Origin of the sequence: Salinihabitans flavidus, assembly GCF_900110425.1 — a bacterium.
Taxonomy (GTDB): Bacteria; Pseudomonadota; Alphaproteobacteria; order Rhodobacterales; family Rhodobacteraceae; genus Salinihabitans; species Salinihabitans flavidus.
Map to the genome: position 1 here is coordinate 1 of NZ_FODS01000014.1, position 22333 is coordinate 22333.

The 22333-nt window shown below is 61.3% G+C and carries 19 protein-coding genes, 2 tRNA genes and 1 pseudogene; 12 read left to right on the top strand and 10 right to left on the bottom strand.

The window, feature by feature from the left end; genetic code table 11:
- Positions 1-353: integrase core domain-containing protein (locus BMW66_RS11800; protein WP_139196162.1), on the top strand; the 353-nt coding region annotated here is incomplete at its 5' end.
- Here the strand turns inward: BMW66_RS11800 and BMW66_RS11805 are convergent.
- Positions 350-1387, bottom strand: coding sequence for a serine/threonine protein kinase (locus BMW66_RS11805; protein ID WP_093118737.1), 1038 nt, complete (start codon positions 1385-1387; stop codon positions 350-352). The two genes, BMW66_RS11800 and BMW66_RS11805, sit on opposite strands and share 4 nt — an antisense overlap.
- A gap of 243 nt (positions 1388-1630) precedes the next feature.
- Between BMW66_RS11805 and BMW66_RS11810 the strand changes: the two genes are divergently transcribed.
- Together BMW66_RS11810 and BMW66_RS11815 are read left to right on the top strand one after the other, a co-directional pair.
- On the top strand, positions 1631-3112 hold the full coding sequence (locus BMW66_RS11810) for a WG repeat-containing protein (protein ID WP_093118739.1): 1482 nt from the start codon (positions 1631-1633) through the stop codon (positions 3110-3112).
- Between the two features lie 309 nt (positions 3113-3421).
- Positions 3422-4675: a DNA polymerase IV gene (locus BMW66_RS11815; RefSeq protein ID WP_093118741.1), complete on the top strand. Its 1254-nt coding sequence runs from the start codon at positions 3422-3424 to the stop codon at positions 4673-4675.
- 1 nt (position 4676) lies between these two features.
- Here the strand turns inward: BMW66_RS11815 and BMW66_RS11820 are convergent, their stop codons facing one another.
- The gene (locus tag BMW66_RS11820) at positions 4677-5537 is read right to left on the bottom strand and encodes an N-formylglutamate amidohydrolase (RefSeq protein WP_093118743.1); all 861 of its coding nucleotides are present in this window, start codon (positions 5535-5537) and stop codon (positions 4677-4679) included.
- A gap of 148 nt (positions 5538-5685) precedes the next feature.
- Between BMW66_RS11820 and BMW66_RS11825 the strand changes: the two genes are divergently transcribed.
- Together BMW66_RS11825 and ykgO are read left to right on the top strand one after the other, a co-directional pair.
- A tRNA-Val gene (locus tag BMW66_RS11825) sits at positions 5686-5760 on the top strand.
- 77 nt (positions 5761-5837) lie between these two features.
- Positions 5838-5963, top strand: coding sequence for a type B 50S ribosomal protein L36 (ykgO, locus tag BMW66_RS11830; RefSeq protein WP_012177066.1), 126 nt, complete (start codon positions 5838-5840; stop codon positions 5961-5963).
- A 134-nt stretch (positions 5964-6097) separates the two neighbouring features.
- Here the strand turns inward: ykgO and BMW66_RS11835 are convergent, their stop codons facing one another.
- Both BMW66_RS11835 and BMW66_RS11840 read right to left on the bottom strand, forming a co-directional pair.
- Complete coding sequence (locus tag BMW66_RS11835) at positions 6098-7450, bottom strand: aminotransferase class III-fold pyridoxal phosphate-dependent enzyme (protein ID WP_093118745.1); 1353 nt, start codon at positions 7448-7450, stop codon at positions 6098-6100.
- Between the two features lie 92 nt (positions 7451-7542).
- Complete coding sequence (locus BMW66_RS11840; RefSeq protein ID WP_093118747.1) at positions 7543-8562, bottom strand: LacI family DNA-binding transcriptional regulator; 1020 nt, start codon at positions 8560-8562, stop codon at positions 7543-7545.
- A gap of 145 nt (positions 8563-8707) precedes the next feature.
- Between BMW66_RS11840 and BMW66_RS11845 the strand changes: the two genes are divergently transcribed.
- A tRNA-Arg gene (locus BMW66_RS11845) sits at positions 8708-8784 on the top strand.
- Between the two features lie 357 nt (positions 8785-9141).
- Here BMW66_RS11845 and BMW66_RS11850 read toward each other — a convergent pair.
- Complete coding sequence (locus BMW66_RS11850; RefSeq protein ID WP_093118915.1) at positions 9142-10533, bottom strand: IS1182 family transposase; 1392 nt, start codon at positions 10531-10533, stop codon at positions 9142-9144.
- A 287-nt stretch (positions 10534-10820) separates the two neighbouring features.
- Between BMW66_RS11850 and BMW66_RS20500 the strand changes: the two are divergent.
- Positions 10821-10904: pseudogene (locus tag BMW66_RS20500) on the top strand (IS5/IS1182 family transposase); the annotation flags it as partial.
- 48 nt (positions 10905-10952) lie between these two features.
- Here the strand turns inward: BMW66_RS20500 and BMW66_RS11855 are convergent.
- The 4 genes from BMW66_RS11855 to BMW66_RS11870 all read right to left on the bottom strand — a co-directional run bounded on the left by BMW66_RS11855 (position 10953) and on the right by BMW66_RS11870 (position 15124).
- Complete coding sequence (locus BMW66_RS11855) at positions 10953-11696, bottom strand: SH3 domain-containing protein (RefSeq protein WP_139196164.1); 744 nt, start codon at positions 11694-11696, stop codon at positions 10953-10955.
- 82 nt (positions 11697-11778) lie between these two features.
- Positions 11779-12927 (bottom strand): hypothetical protein, encoded by a 1149-nt coding sequence (locus BMW66_RS11860; protein ID WP_217639306.1) that lies wholly within the window; start codon positions 12925-12927, stop codon positions 11779-11781.
- Positions 12928-12941: 14 nt separating this feature from the next.
- Positions 12942-14336 carry a hypothetical protein gene (locus BMW66_RS11865; RefSeq protein ID WP_093118753.1) on the bottom strand — a complete coding sequence of 465 codons (1395 nt, stop codon included), beginning with the start codon at positions 14334-14336 and terminating at the stop codon, positions 12942-12944.
- A 14-nt stretch (positions 14337-14350) separates the two neighbouring features.
- Positions 14351-15124, bottom strand: coding sequence for a hypothetical protein (locus tag BMW66_RS11870; RefSeq protein WP_093118755.1), 774 nt, complete (start codon positions 15122-15124; stop codon positions 14351-14353).
- A gap of 405 nt (positions 15125-15529) precedes the next feature.
- Between BMW66_RS11870 and BMW66_RS20340 the strand changes: the two genes are divergently transcribed.
- On the top strand, positions 15530-15676 hold the full coding sequence (locus BMW66_RS20340; RefSeq protein WP_175483229.1) for a hypothetical protein: 147 nt from the start codon (positions 15530-15532) through the stop codon (positions 15674-15676).
- 327 nt (positions 15677-16003) lie between these two features.
- Here BMW66_RS20340 and BMW66_RS11875 read toward each other — a convergent pair whose 3' ends face one another.
- Positions 16004-17785, bottom strand: coding sequence for a DUF2194 domain-containing protein (locus BMW66_RS11875; RefSeq protein ID WP_093118757.1), 1782 nt, complete (start codon positions 17783-17785; stop codon positions 16004-16006).
- Positions 17786-17976: 191 nt separating this feature from the next.
- Here BMW66_RS11875 and BMW66_RS11880 point away from each other — a divergent pair, with 191 nt between their 5' ends.
- The 4 genes from BMW66_RS11880 (at position 17977) to BMW66_RS11895 (ending at position 22223) form a co-directional block, all read left to right on the top strand.
- Positions 17977-18999 (top strand): glycosyltransferase family 4 protein, encoded by a 1023-nt coding sequence (locus BMW66_RS11880; RefSeq protein WP_175483230.1) that lies wholly within the window; start codon positions 17977-17979, stop codon positions 18997-18999.
- A gap of 118 nt (positions 19000-19117) precedes the next feature.
- Complete coding sequence (locus tag BMW66_RS11885; RefSeq protein WP_139196168.1) at positions 19118-20092, top strand: hypothetical protein; 975 nt, start codon at positions 19118-19120, stop codon at positions 20090-20092.
- A gap of 21 nt (positions 20093-20113) precedes the next feature.
- Entirely contained in the window at positions 20114-21178 is a 1065-nt protein-coding gene (gene galE / locus BMW66_RS11890) for a UDP-glucose 4-epimerase GalE (protein ID WP_093118763.1), read from the top strand.
- A gap of 319 nt (positions 21179-21497) precedes the next feature.
- The gene (locus BMW66_RS11895) at positions 21498-22223 is read left to right on the top strand and encodes a cellulose biosynthesis protein BcsS (protein ID WP_139196169.1); all 726 of its coding nucleotides are present in this window, start codon (positions 21498-21500) and stop codon (positions 22221-22223) included.
- The last annotated feature ends 110 nt before the right edge of the window (positions 22224-22333 follow it).

Here is a 22333-nt window from a genome sequence, read left to right on the forward strand (position 1 = left end):
AGCAGCCGAGGAACCGGAACACGATCATCTCCCGGCCGATGCGCTTCGACATGATCTGTGAGGCGAACGGCATCGAGCACCGGCTGACCAAACCCAACCATCCATGGACCAACGGCCAGGTCGAGAGGATGAACCGCACGATCAAGGACGCGACGGTCAAGCGCTTCCACTACGACAGCCACAATCAGCTACGCACGCACCTCACAGACTTCATGGCAGCCTACAATTTCGCCCGGCGGCTCAAAACTCTCGGCGGCCTCACGCCCTACGAATACATCTGCAAGGTCTGGACCTCAGAGCCGGATCGTTTCATCCTAAATCCGATCCACCAGATGCCGGGACTAAACACCTAGCGCAGTATCCGGTCTGTGAGGTTGAGCCGCCCGGCCACGATTGGCGCCATGACCGGGCGCAGATCCGGTTCCGCCGCGAGGGCCGTCTCCAGATCTTGGAGCCGGTTCGTGGCGACAAGCTGCAACAGATCCTCGCGCGGGCTGCCGTCGGCGTGTCGGGGCAGCGCGGGCACCGGCTGCACCAGATCGGCCAGCGCCTCGGGCACCGCGGCACGAAGCGCTGCGGGGGGCAGATCGCTTTCGGCAAAGACATACAGCCCCACGCCCCTCGCCGGGAGCGCATAGGGGCAGATCGCCACGTCGCGGGCCAGACCGGCGGCGACAAGGCGCTGGCGGATGCGGGGGCCGTCGCGCGCCACCCGGTCCTCGGTTCCCTCTCCGTCGGACCAGTTCATCAGCCGCCGCGTGATGACATTGTAGAGGCGCTTGCCCGTCGCCATCCAGACTCGCGCCGGCAGCGCTTTGCGCGCCAGCATCGCGGTTTCCGCCGGGGTCAGGAGTTGCGGCGCATAGGTGCGCTTCTGTTTCAGCAGGTGGCGCAGATCCTCGCGTGCCATCACGCGGAACAGCTTGCCGCGCCGCCGGTGGACACTCGCAAGCTGAAAGTCGATCACCGCCGCGCGCCCGTCGGGCGTCATCAGCCAGTTTTGCGGCTTGGCGATGTCGTTATGCGTCACGCCCCGGTGCCGCATCTCGCGCAGCAGGCGCCGGGCATCGCGATACCAGTCTGCGGTGCCGGGGCGGGCGAGATGCAGCGGCGTGCCCTGCGCCCAGCTTCGCAGCAGGCCGGTCTCATCCACCCGGAGCAATTCCGGCACGCCGTCGATGCCGTGCACCGCGCGCAGGGCCCGGATCTCGCGCCGGGCAAGGAACCACGCGATGGGCCGCGTGAACCATGGCACTTCGTCGAGCTTGCGCAGCGCGACCGCGCGGGTCGGATCTTCCTTCAGGTGGCCCGAGATGGTTTCGGAGAACACGTCCCGTTTGTGCACCGTTTCGGGCACGAAGATCAGTGTCTGGGTGGTCTGCGGCATCTGCCCCGCCTGTCAGGAGTTGCCGCGCCGTGATAGCCCCGCGCGCGCAGGGGATGCAAACGAAAAGGCCCCGCCGGGGGAGGAGCGGCCCATGCTCCACGACGCACCCTTAACGTCGCGTGTGGTCGGCAGGAACTTCTTGGAGGGGTGGCTGAGCTGTGCCAGTTTGACGGGCGAACCCCGGTGTTTTGTCGCCGGAAATCCTGATCACTTCAATTTGTGGAACGACTCGACTTGCCTAAAATGATCCTCATCGCACTGGTTGCGGGACTTCTCGTTGGCGGAAGCTATCTGCTGTATCTTCAATTCGACAGGGGGTGCGCCGATGCGGACTGCTTTGTCGAGGCCGTTCAGGCGTGCGAGCCTGAAACCTTCCGCACCCAGAGCCCGGCGGGAACCGGGGCCGAAGGTGTGTACAGGGTTGTCGGCCCGGCCGGCCCCGCCTGCGAAATCAGCTTCGAATACAGCGAGAACCCCAACCCGACCTTCGTTGACAAGCCGGTGACATTCGTTCTTTCGCCCGATGAGGCCTCCGAGGACACGGTTCTCGGCGCGCTGGAAGCCTGCATGACAGGCCGCACAGGACCGTATCAGTGCGGTGGTCCGCTGTTCGATCAACTTGCCGGCTCTGCCCCGGCCTATGCGTCGCTGGAATACGGCGGTGACGGCCCGCTGCCTTGCGGTGATCCGGTCGAGGGTGCGGGGGAACCGCTCTATCCCATGCCGAAGGATGGGCAATGGGGCTACGTGACCCGTGACGGGGAATGGCAAATTCAGCCCCAGTGGGACAGGGCCATGGATTTTCACGAGGGCCGGGCCATCGTCGGCGGCAAGAACGCCTGGGGCATTATCGACCGTGATGGCGAAGAGATCATTGCCCCCGAACATGCCTCCGACGTCGACGGGCAGCCGCCATTCACGCCGTATTCCGAGGGGTGCACTGTCGCCAATATCTTTACAGACACATCGCAGCCCGCCTTCTTTCTGGATCGCGATGGCAAGGCCTATTGGCGCGACGAACGCCCCGAGGCATTGGCCGCATTGGAAATCAAGAACTTCGGCAATTTCTCCGAAGGGCTCGCGTGGTTCTGGGATGGCGACATCATCGAGCCGAGCTACGGCTGGATCGACGCCAGCGGCAGCGTTGCCATAGAACCGGAATTCGTCGACGCTGGCGATTTCAGCGGCGGCCTCGCTCCGGCGAGCTCGCGCGAGGGACAGGCGGGGTTCATCTCGCCCGATGGGCGGCTCGTGCTTCCCCGCAAGTGGACGCTTCACAACGCGCAGCCGTTTTCCGAAGGTCTGGCGCAGGTCTGGACCGACGCCTTCGACATCGCCTATATGAACGACAGCGATTTCGCCTTTCATGACGTGACCTTTCCGGCTGCGGACGGAAGTGACCCTGTGCGCGGGCAAATCGAGGCAGCCGGCCCCTTTCATGACGGGCTGGCGCCGGTGGTCGCGGTATACGATGGCACCACGGAATTCGCCTACATGAACCAGCAGGGCGAGGTGGCCTTCGTGCCCGACAGGCTCGACGGTATCGCACTCTGCGATGCCCGGTTGCGGCCGGAATTCCACAATGGGCTGGTCCGGCTGGTCGTCGCGGATGATGGTGAGAGTTGCGGGGACGAGTCCTATCTCGACGGTGCGCCCGCCTATGATGCGGCGCATTACCTCTACCTCGATACGCAAGGCCGCGTTGCCATGCAGCAGGTCAAATAGCCGGGGATCGTCGTGCTTCGCGTCTGATGGAAATGGACCTCGCCGCCGGATCGGGCGGCGAGGCGAGGCTTGCAGGACCGCCTGTCGGGGCTGAACCTTGGTCAATGCCGGCCGCACGCTCTGTTAACGGCGCGGATTTGGCAAACGATACCGACGGAATACCGACAAAATACCGACGTTTTACAGCATGGGGTTTTCGCGTATTAACAAGGACTTGCTCCTGATTCGGCCAAATGGGGCCCACCGTGCCCGTTCCCCCCGCCCCCACAGGGTGATACACTGGCCATTCCAGTGCCCGGAAATCCCGTCATGCCCGCCTTCTGCCGCGACTGTCTTGTGCCGCTCGAAACCGGCCCCCGCTGTCCCCGCTGCCGCTCTTTCCGCGTGGCGCGGCACCCGGAGCTTTTCGATCTTTCGATCGCGCATATGGATTGCGACGCCTTCTATGCCAGCGTCGAGAAACGCGACAATCCGGAGCTTGCCGACAAGCCCGTGATCGTCGGCGGAGGTCGGCGCGGCGTTGTCTCAACCGCTTGTTATATCGCAAGAATCCGGGGCGTTCATAGTGCGATGCCGATGTTCAGGGCGCTGAAACTCTGCCCCGACGCGGTGGTGGTCAAACCGCGGATGAACGTTTACGCGGAGGTCAGCCGTGCCATTCGCTCGATGATGGACGAATTGACCCCGGCGGTGGAGCCGCTCTCGCTCGACGAGGCGTTCATGGACCTTACCGGCACCGCCCGCCTGCACGGCGCGCCGCCGGCGGTGATGCTGGCGCGGCTGGTCCGCCGGATGCGCGACGAACTGGGCGTAACCGGCTCCATCGGGCTCAGCCACAACAAGTTCCTCGCCAAGATCGCCTCTGATCTTGACAAGCCGAACGGGTTTTCCGTGATCGGTCAGGAGGAAACGCTTGATTTTCTTGCTGAAAAACCCGTCAGCATGATCTGGGGCGTGGGCGCGTCAGGACAGGCCGCGCTTGACCGCACGGGGATACGTACGTTCTCTGACCTGCGCCGCTGGGAGGAACGTGATTTGATTGCGCGTTTCGGCAGCATGGGGCACCGCCTCTGGCATCTGGCGCGCGGACAGGACATCCGCCGCGTCTCGGCCAATACCCCGGTGAAAAGCATCTCCAACGAAACCACCTTTCATGAGGATACCGGCGATGCGGAAATCCTTGACGGTCACCTGTGGCGCATGGCCGAAAAGGTCGCCGATCGCGCCAAGGCAAAGCGCCGCGCGGGCCGTGTGGTGACGCTCAAACTCAAGCGCGCCGATCATTCGCTGATCACCCGCCGCCACGCCCTGCGCGAGCCGACGCAGATGGCTGACACGATCTATGCCACGGCCCGTCATCTCTTTGATCAGGTTGGACAAAACGGGCGCTACCGACTACTCGGTGTTGGAATTTCCGAGATTTCGGACGCGGCGGACGCGGATGTGTCCGGTGATCTGCTCGACCCTCAGGCCGCCCAACGCCGCGCCGCGGAAAGGGCCGCCGACAGTATCCGCGCCAGATTCGGCACAGGCGCGATCCTCAAGGGGCGTGCGATGCGATAGGCTATTCCGCCGCGAGTCTGTCGCAGGGGGTGCCAAAGGCCACGATCCGGGCGATGATGCTGCTCAGACGTTCCTGGAATTCATTGAAATCGGGGCGCAATTCGATCCGCTTTTCATCCATGTAGAGCGCCCTGTCGATCTCGATCTGGATCGCATGTTGATGACGTGAGGGGCGGCCGTAGTGCTGCGTGATATAGGCCCCGGCAAAGGGTGTGTTGCGCGACACGACGAGCCCGGCCTCGGTAAACGCGGTCTCGATCTTGTCCACCACCGCTGGCGCAGCCGCCGAGCCAAAGCGGTCTCCAAGAACGATCTGCGGGCGTTGCCCCCGCTTGCGCACGATACTGTCCATCGCCTCATGCGGCATGGAATGACAATCAATCAGGATGGCCTCTCCGAATTGCGCTCGGGTTTCGTCGAGTAGGTCGGAAAGCGCCGCGTGATAGGGGCGCCAGTAGCTCGCGATTCGCCGGTTCGCCTCGGCCAGAGGCATCTTGCCCTGATAAATCGCCTGCCCGTTTGCCACGACGCGGGGAATCACGCCAAGCCCCGACGCCACACGCGGATTATGTGCCGCGCGGCGGACCCCTTCGATCAGCGCGGGGTCAAGTTCCTGCTCTCCGCGGTTGAGATCAATGAACGCGCGCGGCGCTCTGGCCTGAAGAAAGGGTGAACCGAACTCCACCGCACAGGTAAAAAGCCTGTCGACAAAGGCGTCTTCCGAACTGCGAATGGACTGCGCATTCAGCATCGAGGCGCGTACGAAATCCTCGGGGTAATCGCACCCGCTGTGCGGCGAGGCGAAAACCACCGAAGAACTGCGCTGGACCGGTTCCAGCAATGTGAAAGCTTGCGTTTGCATCATGTCTCCTCGATGCTGGGATCATAGACCGAAAAAGATGGGCGTCAAAAGCCCTTGATCCCCCCGCCGACTCCTTTTATAGACCCCGCTACCGGCGCGGAATTCCGCGCCCCCTTTTCTTTTCAGGGGGGTGTTTCTGGGCTGGTCAGGGCGATTAGCTCAGCGGTAGAGCACTTCGTTGACATCGAAGGGGTCACTGGTTCAATCCCAGTATCGCCCACCACGGATAAAACGTCTCCGGATCGTTCGGAGACCCTGAAACCAAAGGCGCACGCCGCGCCGCGAAATGAGGAGAGGACCATGAAGGTCAAGAACTCGCTCCGCTCGCTCAAGCAGCGTCATCGCGACTGCCGCGTTGTGCGCCGCAAGGGTCGCGTTTACGTCATCAACAAGACACAGCGACGGTTCAAGGCACGTCAGGGCTGAACCCCTGCCGCAGTGAAGCTGAAAAGCCGCCCTTCGGGGCGGTTTTTTTGCTTTCGAGACCCAGTAGGGCGCGTTCAGCGTGATTGATATTGTTCAGGACCGGGCGGACCCGCGAAGGGCCCGCCCTTGGCGTGTCAGGCTGCGGCGAAGCCTTTGTCGAGGGCTGCGAGGATGGAGTCCACCTCTGCCTCGGTGATGGTGAGCGGTGGTGACATCAGGACATTGTGCGCGCCCAGCCGGACCATCGTCCCGGCCTCATAGACGGTCTGGTGGATGCGCTTCATCGTATCCATGTCCATGGGTGTTTTTGCGGTTCGGTCAGAGACGATCTCGATCCCGGTCATAAGGCCGTGGCCGCCCCGCACATCGCCGATGATGTCGTACTTGTCCGCCAGCTTCAGCGCACCCTCATAGAGTTGCGTGCCGCGTGCGGCGGCATTGGTTTTCAGATCGAGCCGCTGTGTCTCGGCCAGTGTCGCGATGACGGCTGCCGCCCCCACCGGATGCGCCGAATAGGTATAACCGTGGTAAATCCCGGCCTCTCCAGTGGTGTCGTTTTCAAAGACATCCGCGACCTTCTGATTCATCATCGCGGCGCCGACGGGAAAGTAACCGCTGGTGATACCCTTGGCGGTGCTCATCATATCGGGTTGCACGCCCCAGTGCCGCGCGCCCGACCAGTCCCCCGTGCGGCCAAATCCGGTGATTACCTCATCGGAAATGAGCAGGATGCCGTGCCGGTCGCAGATCTCGCGCAAGAGCTTCATGAAGGAGGAATCGGGCACGATGACGCCGCCCGCACCTTGAATCGGCTCCATGATAAGCGCGGCAATGGTGTTCGAGCCCTGAAATGCGATCTCGTCTTCGGTGACCTTGGCGATAGACTGCGCCAGCTTGGCCGGGTCGGTCTCATCGAACGGATTGCGGTAGGTGTAGGGTGACGGCATGTGGAAGCACCCCGGCAGCAGCGGCTCGTAGTTGATGCGGAACCGATTGTTGCCGTTCACGCTCGCCCCGCCGAAATGGGTGCCGTGATAGCCCTTTTTCAGGCTCAGGAACTTGGTGCGCGTCGGCTCTCCGCGCAGGCGGTGGTATTGCCGCGCCAGTCGCAGGCAGGTCTCCACGCTGTCCGAGCCGCCGGAAGTGAAGAAAATCCGCACCATGCCATCGGGTTCGAAGAATTCACGCACGGCATAGCTCGCCTCGATGGCCGGCGGGTTGGACGTGCCGCCGAACGCCGAATAATAGGGCAGATCGTAGAGTTGCTTTGCAATCGCTTCTTTCACGGTGTTGTTGGAATAACCCAGGTTCACACACCAAAGCCCGCCGACCGCATCCACCACGGTATTGTCGTCGATATCGGTGATGGAGACGCCTTCGGCGCCGGTGATGATCTTCGGGGCATTGGTCTGCATGTCCGCCGGCGCCGCCATCGGGTGCCATAGATGACGGGCATTGTTTTCGCGCAGGAAGTTGTCGTCTTTCATGAGTCGCCTCCACAGGAAATTTGATCAATTCCTATGGGCGGGATCGATCGCTGTCCAGCGGGAAGCACATAGCTGTCAGCTTGCGCAGAGGCTCAGCGGCGCTTAAGCGTATCCCCATAAGAGATTTTCGGGGTCAGTTCCACAACCGGATCAGGCGTTTCACCGCGCACGCGGGCGGCGATGATCTCGGCTGCGCGCAGACCGCATTCACGGCGGCAAGCGTCCATCGTGGCGAGCTGGCGTGGCAGACCCTGAAGAAGCTCTACACCGTTGAATCCCGCGAGCCCGATCCTGCCAGGTATGTCGATGCCCTGATCGAGAAGGTAGAGCAACCCGCCCGCGCCGATCAGATCGTTGGAATAATAAAGGAAATCGAGTTCAGGAGAACGATCCAGGATGGTCTTTGTCATCTCGCGCCCCTTGGCGAGCGCAGAGCCGCCGGAGTAGAACTCCTGATCCATGATCTCCACCCCGCCCTTGGCCAGGGCCTCGGTAAAACCCTCAAACCGTTTGCGGGCGCGGTGGTCGAGCGGCATCTTGGTGCCGAGAAAACCGATATTGCGATATCCTGCCTTGAGGATCGCGCGAGCCATTTCCCGGCCGGCGCGGCGATGCGAAATACCGACCATCGCGTCCACCGGCTTGCCGTCCACGTCCATGATCTCGACCACAGGGATGCCGGAGGCCTGGAGCATGGCGCGCGATGCGTCGGAATGTTCGAGCCCGGCAATGATCACGCCCGAGGGCCGCCAGGACAGCATTTCATAGAGTACGCGTTCTTCCTTCTCGGGCAGATAGTCGGTGACGCCGACCACCGGCTGAAGCTCCGTTTCCTCAAGGACATGGCTTATGCCGGAAAGCACTTCGGGGAAGACCATATTGCTCAGGGAGGGGATGATAACCGCCACGAGATTGACCCGCTGGCTGGCGAGTGCGCCGGCAATCTTGTTGGGAACGTAGCCCAGTTCCTTTGCGACAAGCAGAACCCTCTCGCGCGTGGCCTGCGAGACGTCACCGCGGTTGCGCAGCACCCGGCTCACGGTCATCTCGGACACGCCTGATGCCTCTGACACGTCGCGCAGGGTCAAGGAACGTTTGTCATCGGCGGCCACGGTTTTTCCTCTGCCTGTCTTTGGGAGAATGTTATCGCGAACAATGTCGCCTGTTCAAGCATTTGAGTGGGCCGGGCGGTCGCTGGCGGATTAATCCGTTTCCCCCGGTGACAATCTGTTCCCGGGCCGCTAAAACCGGGCGCGCGGCCCCGTGGCTCAACCGGATAGAGCAGCCCCCTCCTAAGGGGCAGGTTGCAGGTTCGAATCCTGCCGGGGTCACCAGCAAAAAACTCAGTAAGAACAGCGACTTGACCGACCTTTCGCCCTGCCGCAAGCACTGCGGATTTGGTTGGATTTGGCGTATAGGGAAACGAATAGGGGAACGTTTCAGCGCCGGGGGAACGCGCGCCCCGACTCAGGGCAACGCCTAAACCGCCTCCAGCGCATCCGTGGGCGTGGTCGCCGGAGCCTTGAGCGTGTCAAGTTCGACCTTCGCCACCCATGCGTCGGCCTCGGAGAACATGGCGCAGATGCGTTGGCCCGATCATCGCAAGGGCCGCTCTCAGCCCTATTCTGTTGAAAAAGTCGAGGTTTCTGCCGCGATGATGTAACCTCTTCACTGGCCGCGCGTTCTGTCGATCACGCTGGTCTTGCGCTTGGTGGTGTCGGGAGGAGCTTTGCGAGCTTCCTCAGGTTCTGGGCGGTGGCAGCGAGGTGGAATTCATCGCGTGCGCCGCAAGGTCCGCGTAATCGGAGACGGTTCAGGCCAAGGATCCGCTTCAGGTGCGCAAACAGCATCTCGACCTTCTTACGGAGCTTGCAGGAGATCGCGTATTGCGTCGTGCGCGCGATTGCCCGGGCCACATCGCGGGATGGCTCATAAATCGATCGGGTCACTTTACGCGACGGTCCTTTCGGGCAGCAGCGCGCTTTCAGGGCACAAGCATCGCAATCGGCCTTGCTGGCCCTGTAACGGAGCAGACCATCTTCATCGGGTTTCTTCTCTCTTGGCTTTGCAAAGGCCCGGCGGTTCTGCGTCAGTTCCTTGCCGCCCGGACAGGTATAGATGTCCTTTTCTGGATCATAGGTGAAGTCGGCCCGCTCGAATGTGCCATCCTTGCGCCCTGACTTGTCAATGACCGGAATGTGCGGCGCGATCCCGCGCTGCTGAACCAGCCAGTCGAGCATCTCTCCCTTGCCATAAGCGGTGTCCGCGATCAGGCGTTCCGGCTTGATGCCAAAGGTATCACTGACGCGGTCGATCATCGTCCGCACCGATCCAACCTCGGCCTGGCGGATCGAGCGGGTGGCCGCCACATCGAGGATCACGCCGTTGTCGGTATCGATCAGATAGTTGGTGGAATAGGCAAAATAGGCCGGGCCGCCTCGCGCCCCGGTCCACTGCGATGCGGGGTCCGAATGTGAGGTGAACTTGGGCTCAACGGGGCTGGCTGCGCCAAACGCCGCATCATCGAGGGTGGCAAGATAGTCCCGGACGGCCCTTGGTGCGTCCTCGGGAGTGATGGCCATAGGGTCCCACTCAGCCTGTGCCGTCGAGTTCTGCCGGTTTGCATCCGCCTGAATGATGCTGGCATCCGCCGCCAGACGCTGGCCACTCGCCAGCCCTTCCGAGATGCAGCGTGCGACGACCGTCTCGAACAGATGCCGGAGAAGATCACTGTCGCGGAAACGGCCATGCCGGTTCTTGGAAAAGGTCGAATGGTCGGGAACCTGGCTGGTCAGATCGAGGCGGCAGAACCAGCGATACGCGAGGTTGAGGTGGACCTCTTCACACAGCCGGCGCTCCGAGCGGATGCCCATGATGTAACCGACCAGCAGCATCCGGATCATCAGTTCCGGATCAACCGACGGTCGTCCCGTGGAACTGTAGAAGGGCGCGAGATGCTGGCGAATACCGGACAAGTCCACGAACCGGTCGACCGAGCGCAGCATATGATCTGGCGGGACATGATCTTCGATCGAGAACTCGTAAAACAGCGCGCCCTGCGTGTATTGCCGTGGTCCCATCATCGCCATGCACCTCCGCCAACCCTGAGGAAAGTGAATCAGCGATCAGGCATCCAATCAAGCCGAGTTTTTCAACAGAATAAGCCCCAAAATGGACATTCATTCTGCACTTGCATCCGATGGCGTCACCCGCAGACCGGGCGGATTCCCGTCATTCGCTGCGATGGCGAAACGAATGTGTGGGAAAGCTGGGAGCCGACATTAGGTTCGCTCGTTACCGGGCTCCGATCTGCAATGCCGCATGTCTGAAAACAGCCATAGCACCAAGCCGCTCCGCAGCATTTGTAACTAAGGGATCCCAAGTGCTGCCCAGAAGATGGCTCGCCGAACGCACCTTCGCCTGGCTCGGACGCTGTCGCCTGCTGGCAAGGGATGTTGGGTTTTTCGACCTTTGAGATCTATCGCCGATATCGCTGGCAACCTTACGGAACCATCCATCCACCATGGTCAATACGCATGATGCGCACCGGCGCGCCGGGAAGCGCAGGATCCGCGCGAAGGTTGAAGATCACAGTTTGCGACCGCCCGAAATTCAGGAACTCGGCCCGCACCGTAATCATGCCGCGGAGAAATGGCTGATTTGGGTCCGGGCGGACACGAAAATCACTGATATCGATATCCTGTGCATCGTAAAGCGGGTCGGACTGCCATGTCCTCTGGGACAGATCGTACGCGATGTCCGCCATGAAGAAATCCATCGAACGCGACGCGCCCAGCGGATCCAGCGCGTCGCCGCGCATGGCCTGTTCGTGGTGGGCATAAAGCCGTTCCACCAGAAGAACAGCGTCTGAGATCATCGTGTCGCTGCTTTGATCCTGGGTGGTCGGCCCCATCGCCTCCATCAAGAACCGAGCCGCGGCCCAGCCATGGGTGTGCCCGTCGCTCATCAGGCACCACCGCGGCGGAAGGTCGAGCAGATTGCGTTCGGCTTCGGACAACATGATCCCCTGACCTTCGGACATGAATGGCACACAGGTGGTCATCGTCAACCCTGTGGCCCGGGCGGAAAACGACCCGATGATGGCGTAGTCGCTGCCCGGCCCCATACGCAGGTTGAGCCAGTCATCGCTTGCAACGCCGGTCACCTGCCAGGCATCCAGGCCGTGCCCGTCGAACTGCGCGGTCGCCTTAGCCGGGGCGAAAGCGGCGAAAAATGACAGGGACATGATACAGGTAGCCGATTTCAATAAGCTGCGCATGGAATGATCCTTCCTCCTATGATGTGCAAATGCCGCAGCCGCTGGTCACCTATCGGAAACCGTCGAGTGCGCGCCGAGCCGTGGGACTGAAGTTTTCATCCTCCAGATCTACAACGCGCGGAAGAAACGCCAACCACTCGGCCTGTGCCTCTGCATCCTGTTGCAGCCAACGCGGGCGTTCGAGCATGGGGCGCAAGTAGGGTTCCATCGCGAAGCTGTAGCTATCGGACTTGTTCTGCGCGAAGATCGTCGGGACGTAGGTGCCGATCACTCCGGCGACGGTGTTCTGCTGCAGACTGGCCAGCGCGGCACCATTGCGCCCAAGGCGCGGCCCCAAGTATTGCAGGTCGATGGCAGGGCTTTCTATCGCCTTGCCCATCATGATCGTCGCGCGCTCGCGCGTGGGTGATCTTTCCAGACCGCGGGTGGAACCGCTGGCGATTACGATCGCCGTTGCGGGATTGGTCGACCAATCCGTCAAATGCATGTCGAACTGCGTCTCGATGGCTTCGACGACGCGCGGTGCCAGTTCGGAAGATGACATCAGCGAGTCGAACAGCGCCATGGGCAGCTCGGACTCTGACGGAGTGCGAGTCGGCCAGATCAACGCAGCGAAGTCGGCGATGAAGGAATCCGGGGCCATCGCGGCGAGGCGCGTGACCGGCTGGCGCAACGCTTTGAATGCTGCAATTCTCGCCTCAAGCGATCCGGCAGCACCCCCGAGCACCGCGAAGACCGGGCGCAGGGTAGTCGCCGCATCCGCATCGGAAGTGCGGCGCAGGAACAACACCTGCCGCTTTATCCCGAGGGTCTTGTGCGCGTCCGTAGGTCCGTCCTCGATCAGTCGCGTCATGGCGCGGGCAAAAAGCGTGGCGTTGTCCCGGAGCATCCGTTCAAGGGTCGAGATGACCAGTCCGATCCGCCGGTCGCCTTCAGCGGCCTGCGTCGCGTGCACCAACCGCTCCGTCAGGATTTCACGGGACACCTTTTCTCCAATGATAGTCGCGGAACAGGGCATGGTCTCGACAGAGCAACGGTGAGCACAGTCTAATGATTTTTCTCGAAGCTTTGGCTTTTCATGCAGATTGGCAGGTTGACCGGTTCCACCTTGCAGATACTGCTTTCGCGACCAGCCGGTCATCGTCACGCAGACATCGCCCGATCTTGAATCCAACCACGACCCGCGGCTGAAACGCACGAGAGCTTTTGCATTCAAGGTTCGTCCGCCTCATCTTCTGCAATGCTGGCGTTCTCTGCCGCATCAGACTCTGCGAGCGCATTCTCGGCTTCGGCAATTGCCGCGTCATGCAATTCCTCTGCCTGAGCCCTGATCCTTTCTATCTCGATCTCCAGTTGCAGTTGTGCATTTTTCGCCCGCACCCGAGCAAGCTCCGCCTCTATCTGTGACTGCACCTCGGAGTTCACCTGATCGATACGCTGCTGTGTTTGCCGATCCTGCTCGGCCCGCATGATCTCTGCCTGCTTCCTTGCAACCTCCGCTTCCATCCGGCGGACAGCATCGTCCACCTGTTGCTGAGCTTGCCTTTCAATATCCTGGATTTGCCTTTCAAGATCAGCCCGAGCAACTTCGGCCCGCACCCTTTCGACCTCGGCTTCCATCTGTCGGGCCGCCTCATCGACTTGTTCTTGGGCCTGCCGTTTGGATTCGGCTACGATCCTTGCTGTGTCCGATTCAATCTGTGCTCGGGCGATGGCATCTGCGAGTTCGGCTTGGGTCTCGCGCAGCGCCTCTTCGGACAAGGTGCGAGTATGGACATCTTCTACGTCCCCACTCCCGGAAGCGGTCTCGCCGCACGCATCGGGCGCGGCCTTGAACGAAGGCTTGTCGCAGACCCAACCGTGCACGTCCGCAAAACGACCGGTTGGTTCGGTCAAACGATAACCCCGTTCCCGGTGGGTGCGCGTTTCCCGTACGCGAGCGGCGAACTCAATCCTGTGGCCGGTGGGCGTGCGCGTGATCGTCATCTTCTCTAACTCGGGCAGCTCCGTCTCGTAGTAGTCGTCCGTGTAGTCAACACAGCCCCTTCGCCCCGGCTCAAACATGTGGCAAAGCCACGTGACCTCGAAAACACCCTTTACCCCGTCGAGCTCGGTACCAAGGGCCACTCCGCCCTCATCCGGCGGAAAGGCGGCGCTCAACGTGAACACGTGATCGCCATCCGTCCGAAGACGCGCATTGTACATGCGAAAGCCTCCTTGCCCGGTATAGCGTTCGGGGTCGGCCAGGGCCTGCGCGCCTTTGCCCTCGGTGAAGTCGGTGACCTGAAGTGTCCCTTTACCGGTCATGCGGTCGGTCCAGTCGCCAGTCACCTCCATGCTCCAGACCACGTCGACAAAGTCATAGGGCGTCGCGCCCAGCATATCTTCCAGCACCGCCTCGGGCAGCGTGCCGGTCATGTCAAACTCCATCGTATCGAACATCTGATCGACCGGATGGCTCGACGGGTCAGGTGTCGGAATGGGCTTGTAGTCCTCGACGCTCTCGAATTCCTCTTCGGGGATCTCGAGCGTCATTTGCGCAAGCGCAATATTGCCAGGAAACATCACGAATGCCGCCAAGGCAAACGACAGCGTGGCGCGCCTCATCGGACAGGCCTGCATCAGTTGCCAGCCTGGGACCCTGAGTTGTCCGCTGCCTCCTCGCCAAGATCGGTCTCGAAACGGCCGGCGACCGTGATGCAGACGTCAGGATCGGGGTCTCCGCTCATCAGGGCCCGGATCGGACACAGCGTGCCTTCGAACACACCGGCCGCAAATCCGCCGCCCGCCACGATGTCAAGCTGGTCGAAGGCGACCGTAGCGGCAGTTCCGACGTCATGGGACGAGGCATAGAAGCCAGTGCTTTCCCCGAAATTCTTGTGATACGAAATCTCCACCTCGTTCGGGCCGGTCAGCAAACTGTCAGTATTCTCGGGCGAGAACGGGGGAAGTTCGATGGTCAGACCGCCCTGTCGCAAGATGCGCTCGGCTTCGGGATCGACGCCCATGATCCGCAGCTGAACCTGTTCCTCGCCATCGTCGCCGAACATCTGCGCGAGCGGGTTGTCGGCCCCATCACCCATCATCTCGGACATCATCTCCATCTGTTTCTGCATCTGAGCGCGCTGCGCGTCGCTCATCCCATCAAGCGCGCTTCCCATCACATTCGCCATCGAATAGGGGCGCCATGCGGCTGACGACATCGCCCGTCCTTCGACCTCGCCCGCGATGGTCAGCCACGCGCGTTCAGTGCCATCCGCCGTGCCGTCGATCGAGCCGAGCACCGTCATGGAGCGCGTACCCTCTGCCGCGGATGGCTGCGCCATGAGTGTCGCCGTGAGGCTGGAAAGCAAGATGCCGACACAGAGGTTGGGGGCAAGACCATCGGTTCGCATGGGGAGATTCCTTCAAAAATTTGATACGTGCTCAATCCAGCCGAGAGCGTCGCCCACGCTGTTGAAATAGGAACGCTAACGTAATCACGGCCTCTTGTCCCGCCCGGCGGCAAATTAGATCCAAGAATTCCAAAGGTTGCGCGCGGTTCGTCTTCCTCGCGATCCGGCCACCATCTACCACACCGAAGTCGAGATCAGATCAAAAGCTGCAAGGCATTACTTCCCAGAACCTTACCACGATAGCTGCAGCCCCTGTGCCAGCCTTGGCGGCGCCGGCCTATTGGATCGGTGAACCTGGCGAGCATCATTGGGTACAGGTACGCGCCCTGCGCACTGCTGCCCCTCAACCGCTTCAAATGCTGCGCGAGGCACAAATGGCCGCAAAGCGAAGGCTGCGCCGCAGCGGTGGGCGACGCGATGAATGACTGGCAAGGGCCGGTCGCGTCCGGAAGAGCGACCATGACCCGCAACTTTGCAAAGGTCGCAATCTGCGCATTGCTGCTGTTCAAGCGCATCGGCTGGCTGGAATGCCCGATAGAAACCGTCAGATGACCGCAGCCAGGCGGAAGGTGGAATTGAAAGGCGGAGGCGAATTCCGGATAGCGGGACCAAGGGGTTAGGGTCGGCGCCCAGCGCGGGTAGTGGGCGAATCGCGGACGTGTCAAGGGCGGAATCCGGGGGGGGCGGGGTTGCCACGCTTCGCGCGACGGGCGTTGCGGCTCGGCGCTCCCGGTTGTGCGATCGGGCCCAGAACTGCCGTTCGAGCGGGGACCAATCAAGCTCCGCTCTCGACCGGTTCCGTCCGATAGTTCGGCACCGTCAAAAGATCGCTCTCGAGGGTGTCCAAGACCAATTCGGCAAAGCCATGATGCGAGGCGCTCACCTTGAAATTTTGAACACCGATATGCCAGAAGGACAGTCTGCCACATAAAGTGTTCCGCCCACGACGGCGTGTTTCCAGACCAAGCGCCCGCCTTGCGCCGACGAAAGGCTCTCTCCGGTTTGTACTCGAAGATAAAAGAGGCTCGATTCTTCGCTGTTGATTTCGATGGCGTCGGGACCGACCCTCAGGTCAACTTGTGCGGCATCGAAACGTTTCAAGGCCGTGCTCGCTTCCGAATTGGTGACGAAACGCAACCAGGGGAATGACGTCGTGACGAATTCCACGAAAGCCTCGAACTCGCGAAACAAACCTTGCTGTCCCGCTGCGTTGGTTTTCTGCCACATCTGGCGGTGGGGATTGCGAACATGGACCGGGTTGATGCCGGGGCGTGGTTCGTCGAGGATATCGTCCGGATGCAGGAAATGCGTCCAGGCCCCCGATCCGGCGATCTGCGATAACAGCAAGATCCGCTGTTTTGGCCGCAACGTGTATCCAAAATTGTTGCGTGGGAGGCAGTACAGATCCTCGCACCATGGCTCGGGGCCGAACTCGCGGTATTCGCCTTGATCGGGTGCGCCGATGGAATGCAGGCCCGCCACCGTCGTGATTTCGGGGATCACGGTGGCTATCATTTGTGCATGCACCGCGTGATACTGGTTTCCGGCCGGTACCCAGGAGGTTGGCATGGGCACGGGAACATGATCCTGCCACAGTCGGCGGGCAAGCTGCAAACCTTCGCGATACGATTGCGGATCGGAGACGCCCGCATCGGTCGCGATCTGGTGGCTGTAGCCGTGAAATCCGATCTCGTCATCGGAAGGCAGGGGCGCGGCGCGTTCGAAGCGCATCGCCAGAATCCGCGCCCCTTCCTTGACTGCATCGTCATCGGGCGGGCCGGTGCGCGTAGCGCCATAGTCCATGACGCAGTACCAGCTGTAGCGAAGATCGTGGCGTGACCTCAGGTCCAGCATGTCGGATAGCCACGGGCCGAAGAAGAAGCCGCTCTCGTCGAGGTCGGGATACTCGCGCAGGATCTGCTCAGGGGTCGCGGACGAAATTGAGGGCGGAAAGTCGTCGATATTGATCGTCGCGAACCCTGCGATGGCTGCGGCTGCGGTGCCCATGGCATCGAGAATACCCTGCAAAAGGATGCCCCGCAAAACCCGTGCTTGTAGGACATCGGAGTTCCAGAAAACCACCCGCCCCTGGCCGAATGCTCGCCGCCAAGCAATGGCCGCGCCGTTCTGGTCCTTCAGAACGATCTGGCAGTCCAGGTCCGGTTCGGTCGGGTCCAGCACAAAGCGGATGTGTTCAAAGACCCATTCGTCTAGGTCGATATGCAGACCCGCGACATGGGGTGCCAGTTCGGCACGAAAATCGAGTCCGAAAGAGTGAACGAGGGGCGGTTTGGTGCGCGATGGCAGTCCGAACAGTGATCCCAGTTCAGAGTGCCAACAGCGTATCGCGACGAACACACCCTTTCCGCCGACAACCCAGTCTTCGATCGCCCGGGACTTTTCCGCCCCCAGTCCCTCCAGAAGTGACGTGCAAATCACTAGGGCCGCATATCGGTCAAAAGCCGGAAGCGCGCGCCTGATGGCCAGATCGAGCACCGTATAGCGAATGCGCGCCGCACCAAGCGCCGCGAGGGTATTCTGCATCACGCCAAGACCGACGAGATCGCCACCATGACAGAGGACCAGGACCTCTTGCCGTGGCCGTCGATCCGGCTGGGCCGCATCCGAGCGTCTGGCCGAGCGAAAGAATTTCAACGGCATGGTGTGCCCTGTGATCCTTGATTAGTCCCGGTGGATAGTCTTGTATCGAAAAAAAATACTTAGACCATGCCGTGAGACAACACATGCGACACATGAGCCTGTCTACGAAACGCGGTGCAACAGCCAGTCTCAGGCCTCTCCACGTCTTGTTGTGCCCAGATCAGCCGAATTGGGCCTTTGACAACATTGCAGTGAATATCGCCAGATATTGCGGCCCTCATCGCATCTCGAAACTTTACATGGGCGAGATTTCGGGCGACGGAAGTCGCCTTTTTCGCACGATTCTGGCGCGCGGGGTCGATGTCTGCCATGTGTTCTGGCGCGAGGACCTTTTTCGGATGCTCCAACGCGAAGCGCTGCAGAATGCGGCCCGCGCGCTCGGCATGGAAGACGACATGCTACCACGAGCTATCGGAAGCGTGGCCTTCACATCCTCGGTCTACGATCATCTTTTCACCGCCGACGAGGAAATTGGCCAACGGCGCGCAGGCTTCGCGGCGATAGACGGTTATACGGTATCGTCAAACCGGCTTTTCCAGATTTATCAAGGCAGGTCCGAGGTGCCCGCACCCGATGCGACCATTCGTGACGGTGTCGATACCGCCCATTTCACGCCACGCACCGACGAGCGGCTATCATGTCGGCCCCTCACCATCGGCTGGGCGGGAAACAGCGCCTGGGGGCGGGCCAGTCAGGGATATGATGTCAAAGGGTATACCCGCCTTTTCGAGCCGATGATCGCGCGTCTGCGGGCAAAGGGTCATGATGTCGAGATCCGGGTGGCCGACCCGCGGGTCGGCCGCATTCCCTTTTCCGACATGCCTGATTTTTATCGCGGCCTCGACATTTTCGTTTGCACCTCGGCGATCGAGGGCACGCCGAATACCGTTCTCGAAGCAATGGCGTGCGGCGTTCCTGTGATTTCGACGGATGTCGGTATCGTACCCGAAATATTTGGCCCGTTGCAGCGCCGCTTCATTCTCGATCCGCCCGAGCCCGATCTTTTCGCCGCCGCCGTGATCGAGATGACGTCAGAGCCCAGGCTAATCGCCGATATCAAGGTGGAGAACCGAAATCAGGCGATGCTGCAATCATGGGAAAATACTACAAAAGGCTGGTGGCCGTTTTGGGAACTTTGCGCTGCCCGCGCGCAGGATCCGCGCCTGTCCGAAAGGCGCGAGAACTGGCTGCGTCTGCTCATGAACGGGGACTGACGCGCAAAACATGGGCAGGCCGCAATAAATCGACTCAACAGCGGATTCATGCTAGCAAATCTGAGGGAATCAAGACAGTTTTTTGCATTTTTGAAGATCTTATAAGGCTATAGGGGAGATGGCGATGCAGTTGAGACCCTTGATGGACGCCCTGGAAGACCCGCGGGCGGGATTGTTTTTCCTTGCCGGTATCGATGTCGGAATGACCGGAAGACCGCAATTTCTGACCGTTCACGCAGCGAGCGGACTGCTCAGCCCCGAAGAGCGGGGTTTCCTGACCGAGGCGGTCGCGTCTCATGCTCCCGAACTGACGCTGAAGCTGCACGAGCACGAACCGGTCGCGCTGCACGAAGCGCGCAGCCTCGAGGCGCTCGCGGCACGATTTGCGCATGACATGATCCTAGCGGACCCGACCCGCTCCTTTAGCAGGCTCACCGCGCTTCTGAGCGTGGTGAACGGCCTGCGCGCGACCTTCGCGACGGCGATCGGACAGATCCTGTGGGAACCCCGTGCCGCGCGCCTGCTTGTGGTGCCGGTCGCCGAAGCCCCCGGTGTTCGCGAAACCCTGCAGAAGGACATCGAATCCCATGTCTGGCAGTATCGCGGTGACCTGCTCGGTGGCGTCATTGCATCCGTCGAGGTCGGCCAGCCCAACCCGTCCCGGCAATACACACCGGTGGATGAAAAGGTCCATGCGAGCGCGCCATGGTTTGAAAAGCCGCGCCGCAGGTTTGGCCTCGGGGTGCGTCTGGCGGCACTTGCAGCCTTGGTCGGCTTTGGCAGCATGGCCGCTGCTGATACCTTGCAAGACACGAAAGGTCGTGGCCTTGACGGCCATTTGCCCGGGATCGCCGCCTTTGTCGATCTGACAGCCCTGGGCGAAAGCGCCTTCGGGACGCGCAACCTGTTCAAGGCGGCTGGCGGACTCCGGCTCTATTTCGGCGACACCGATGCCCTGACCCATGCGAGTTTCCAGCCCCCGGGCTTTGGTGATGTCGCCGTCACGCCGCCCGTCGCGGTATCCAGCGAGCCGGTGACGCCCAAGGAACGTACAACAGAGGAAAGCCCGGTATACATCGCCTACGGCGCTTGAACCGAACTCTCGGGGGTAACAATGAGAGTTCTGGTGACAGGTGGCGCGGGATACATCGGATCGCACGTTGCGCGACGACTTCTGGATTCCGGCATCGGTGTTTGTGTGATCGACGATCTGAGCACCGGCAACCTTCATCGCTTGCGGGCCCTGGAACGGACTGCGCGCGCTGCCTATCGGTTCGATTTGTGTGATGTTCGGGACCCCGGCGCGTTAAACCGGGTTCTCGGGGCCACCCGGCCCGACACGGTCATTCATCTTGCCGGTCTCAAGGATGTCGCGCATTCGTTCGCCGACCCCCAAGCCTATGATGAAATCAATGTCGGTGGCACGACTAATTTGCTGGCCGCTGCAGCAAAGTACGGCGTGGCGCGCTTTGTCTTCTCGTCTTCTGCAGCGATCTATGGCCGGTCCGCGCGGGGCCCGTCCCGTGAAACCGATGCGCCCGACCCCTCGTCGCCCTATGGCCTATCGAAGCTTCGGGCCGAGGCATTGGTCCGCGATTGGGCTCTGGATGCTCCCGCGACCCGGCGGGCTGTGATATTGCGATACTTCAACCCATGCGGATCGCTTCCCGATCTCGTGTGCGACCAAAGCAACGGAAACGGCCAGACCAGGGCGCTTGCCGAAGTTGTCGCTGAGGTTGCCACGGGGCGGCGGCCCTACCTTGAGATCTTTGGGCGCAATCACCCGACGCCGGACGGAACGTGCCGCCGTGACTTTGTTCACATCGCGGACATTGTCGAGGCCCATTTAGCCAGCGTCCGACGCGAGGCGCATCGGCTCGATCCCATCGAAATCCTGAATATCGGCAGCGGCAAGGACCATTCGATTCTTGAGTTCCTCGCTGTGTTTCGACGCGTCACCGGCATCGCCGTGCCCTATCGGTTTCTGGCCCCGCGCCCGGGGGACGCCGCGATCTCCTGCGCGAACATCGCCCTTGCCGCGGCCCGTCTGGACTGGCGCCCGAAGTTCGGACTGTCCGAGGCCTGCCGCGCGTTGTCGGTGGACCATACGATCAAGATGCCGGTTCGGGTTGCGCCGAACCCTGTCCTTGAACCGACCCGAATCGCGATGGCGCCATGAAACGCGAAACGCCCAAAGAACGTGCCCCGCTACGTCTCTTGCAGCAGGTTGTTGCTTCGACGCGAAAGCGCTACTATCTGGCCGAGTCTCGCGTCGCCGGATGGCGGGCCGCAATCCGTATCAAAGCCGTTTCTGACCAGAAGACCCACAGACCGTTCCGGTTCAAACTGGCGCATAGCGCCGCTGGACCGCCGAAGCGGTTGATTTTCCGGGCGGGCGCTTTTTGCAGACCGCTCCGCAGCGTTGATACTCGGCGAAGCACTCGTTGCCAACCTTTGCCGCTCTTTGACACAAATATCCCAACCCGGGGGACGCGCCAATGACTTCGAAGAACCAGAATGGAAGAGGCCTTACGGCCACATGGCTCCTTGCCTTTGCTGCGACAATTGTCGTTTCGGGGTCAGCCAGTGCTCAGACAAATGCCGCGAACGACGTTGTCGATACTGTGGTGTTCTGGGGGCTCGACTACGCGCGAAACGATAGTAGCATGCATGACATCGGCCTTGGGGCGGGGTTCGTAACCTCGCTCGGCAACGATATGAGCGCGGGCGGATGGACGCTTTCGGCGTATTTCAGCCATTCCAACAGCACGACCCTGGGCGGCAGCACCAATATGTGGAGCGGGTGGTCCTCTCTGGGGCATGTCTGGCAGCTTCCCGGCGGCTATTTCACGCTCGGCGCGGGTTTTGCTGCCGAGGAAGGCCAGGGATTCGGTGGTTTCGCGCAATACGGTTTCGAGACCACCGCCGCCAACGCCTTGTACCTGCAGTCCTACGGCTCTTTCTCCGGTATCAACGACTCGATCTATGCGCTTGGACGGGCGGGGTATATGGGCCAGCAATATCGCTACGGGATCGAGACCGTCTATCTCGACGACAATACCGCCGGCCAGACCTTGCGCTATGGCGTGTTCATGGGGGGCATCGATCTCGGTCGTGATGTCAGTATGATCGCGTCCCTTGGCTATCAGGACGAGTCTCAGCCGGGCCGCAGCGACGGCTTTTACACGGCCATTGGTTTCTCTATTCCGCTATCCCTGAGGTGAATTTGCGGGCGGTAAATTGGGCAAGTCGCAAGCTTCGCCTGTTCACTGAGTCCAGTTCTGGGTCGTCGATCTTTGTGAGAAGGCGGCACCTGTTCAGAAATATTTCGAAG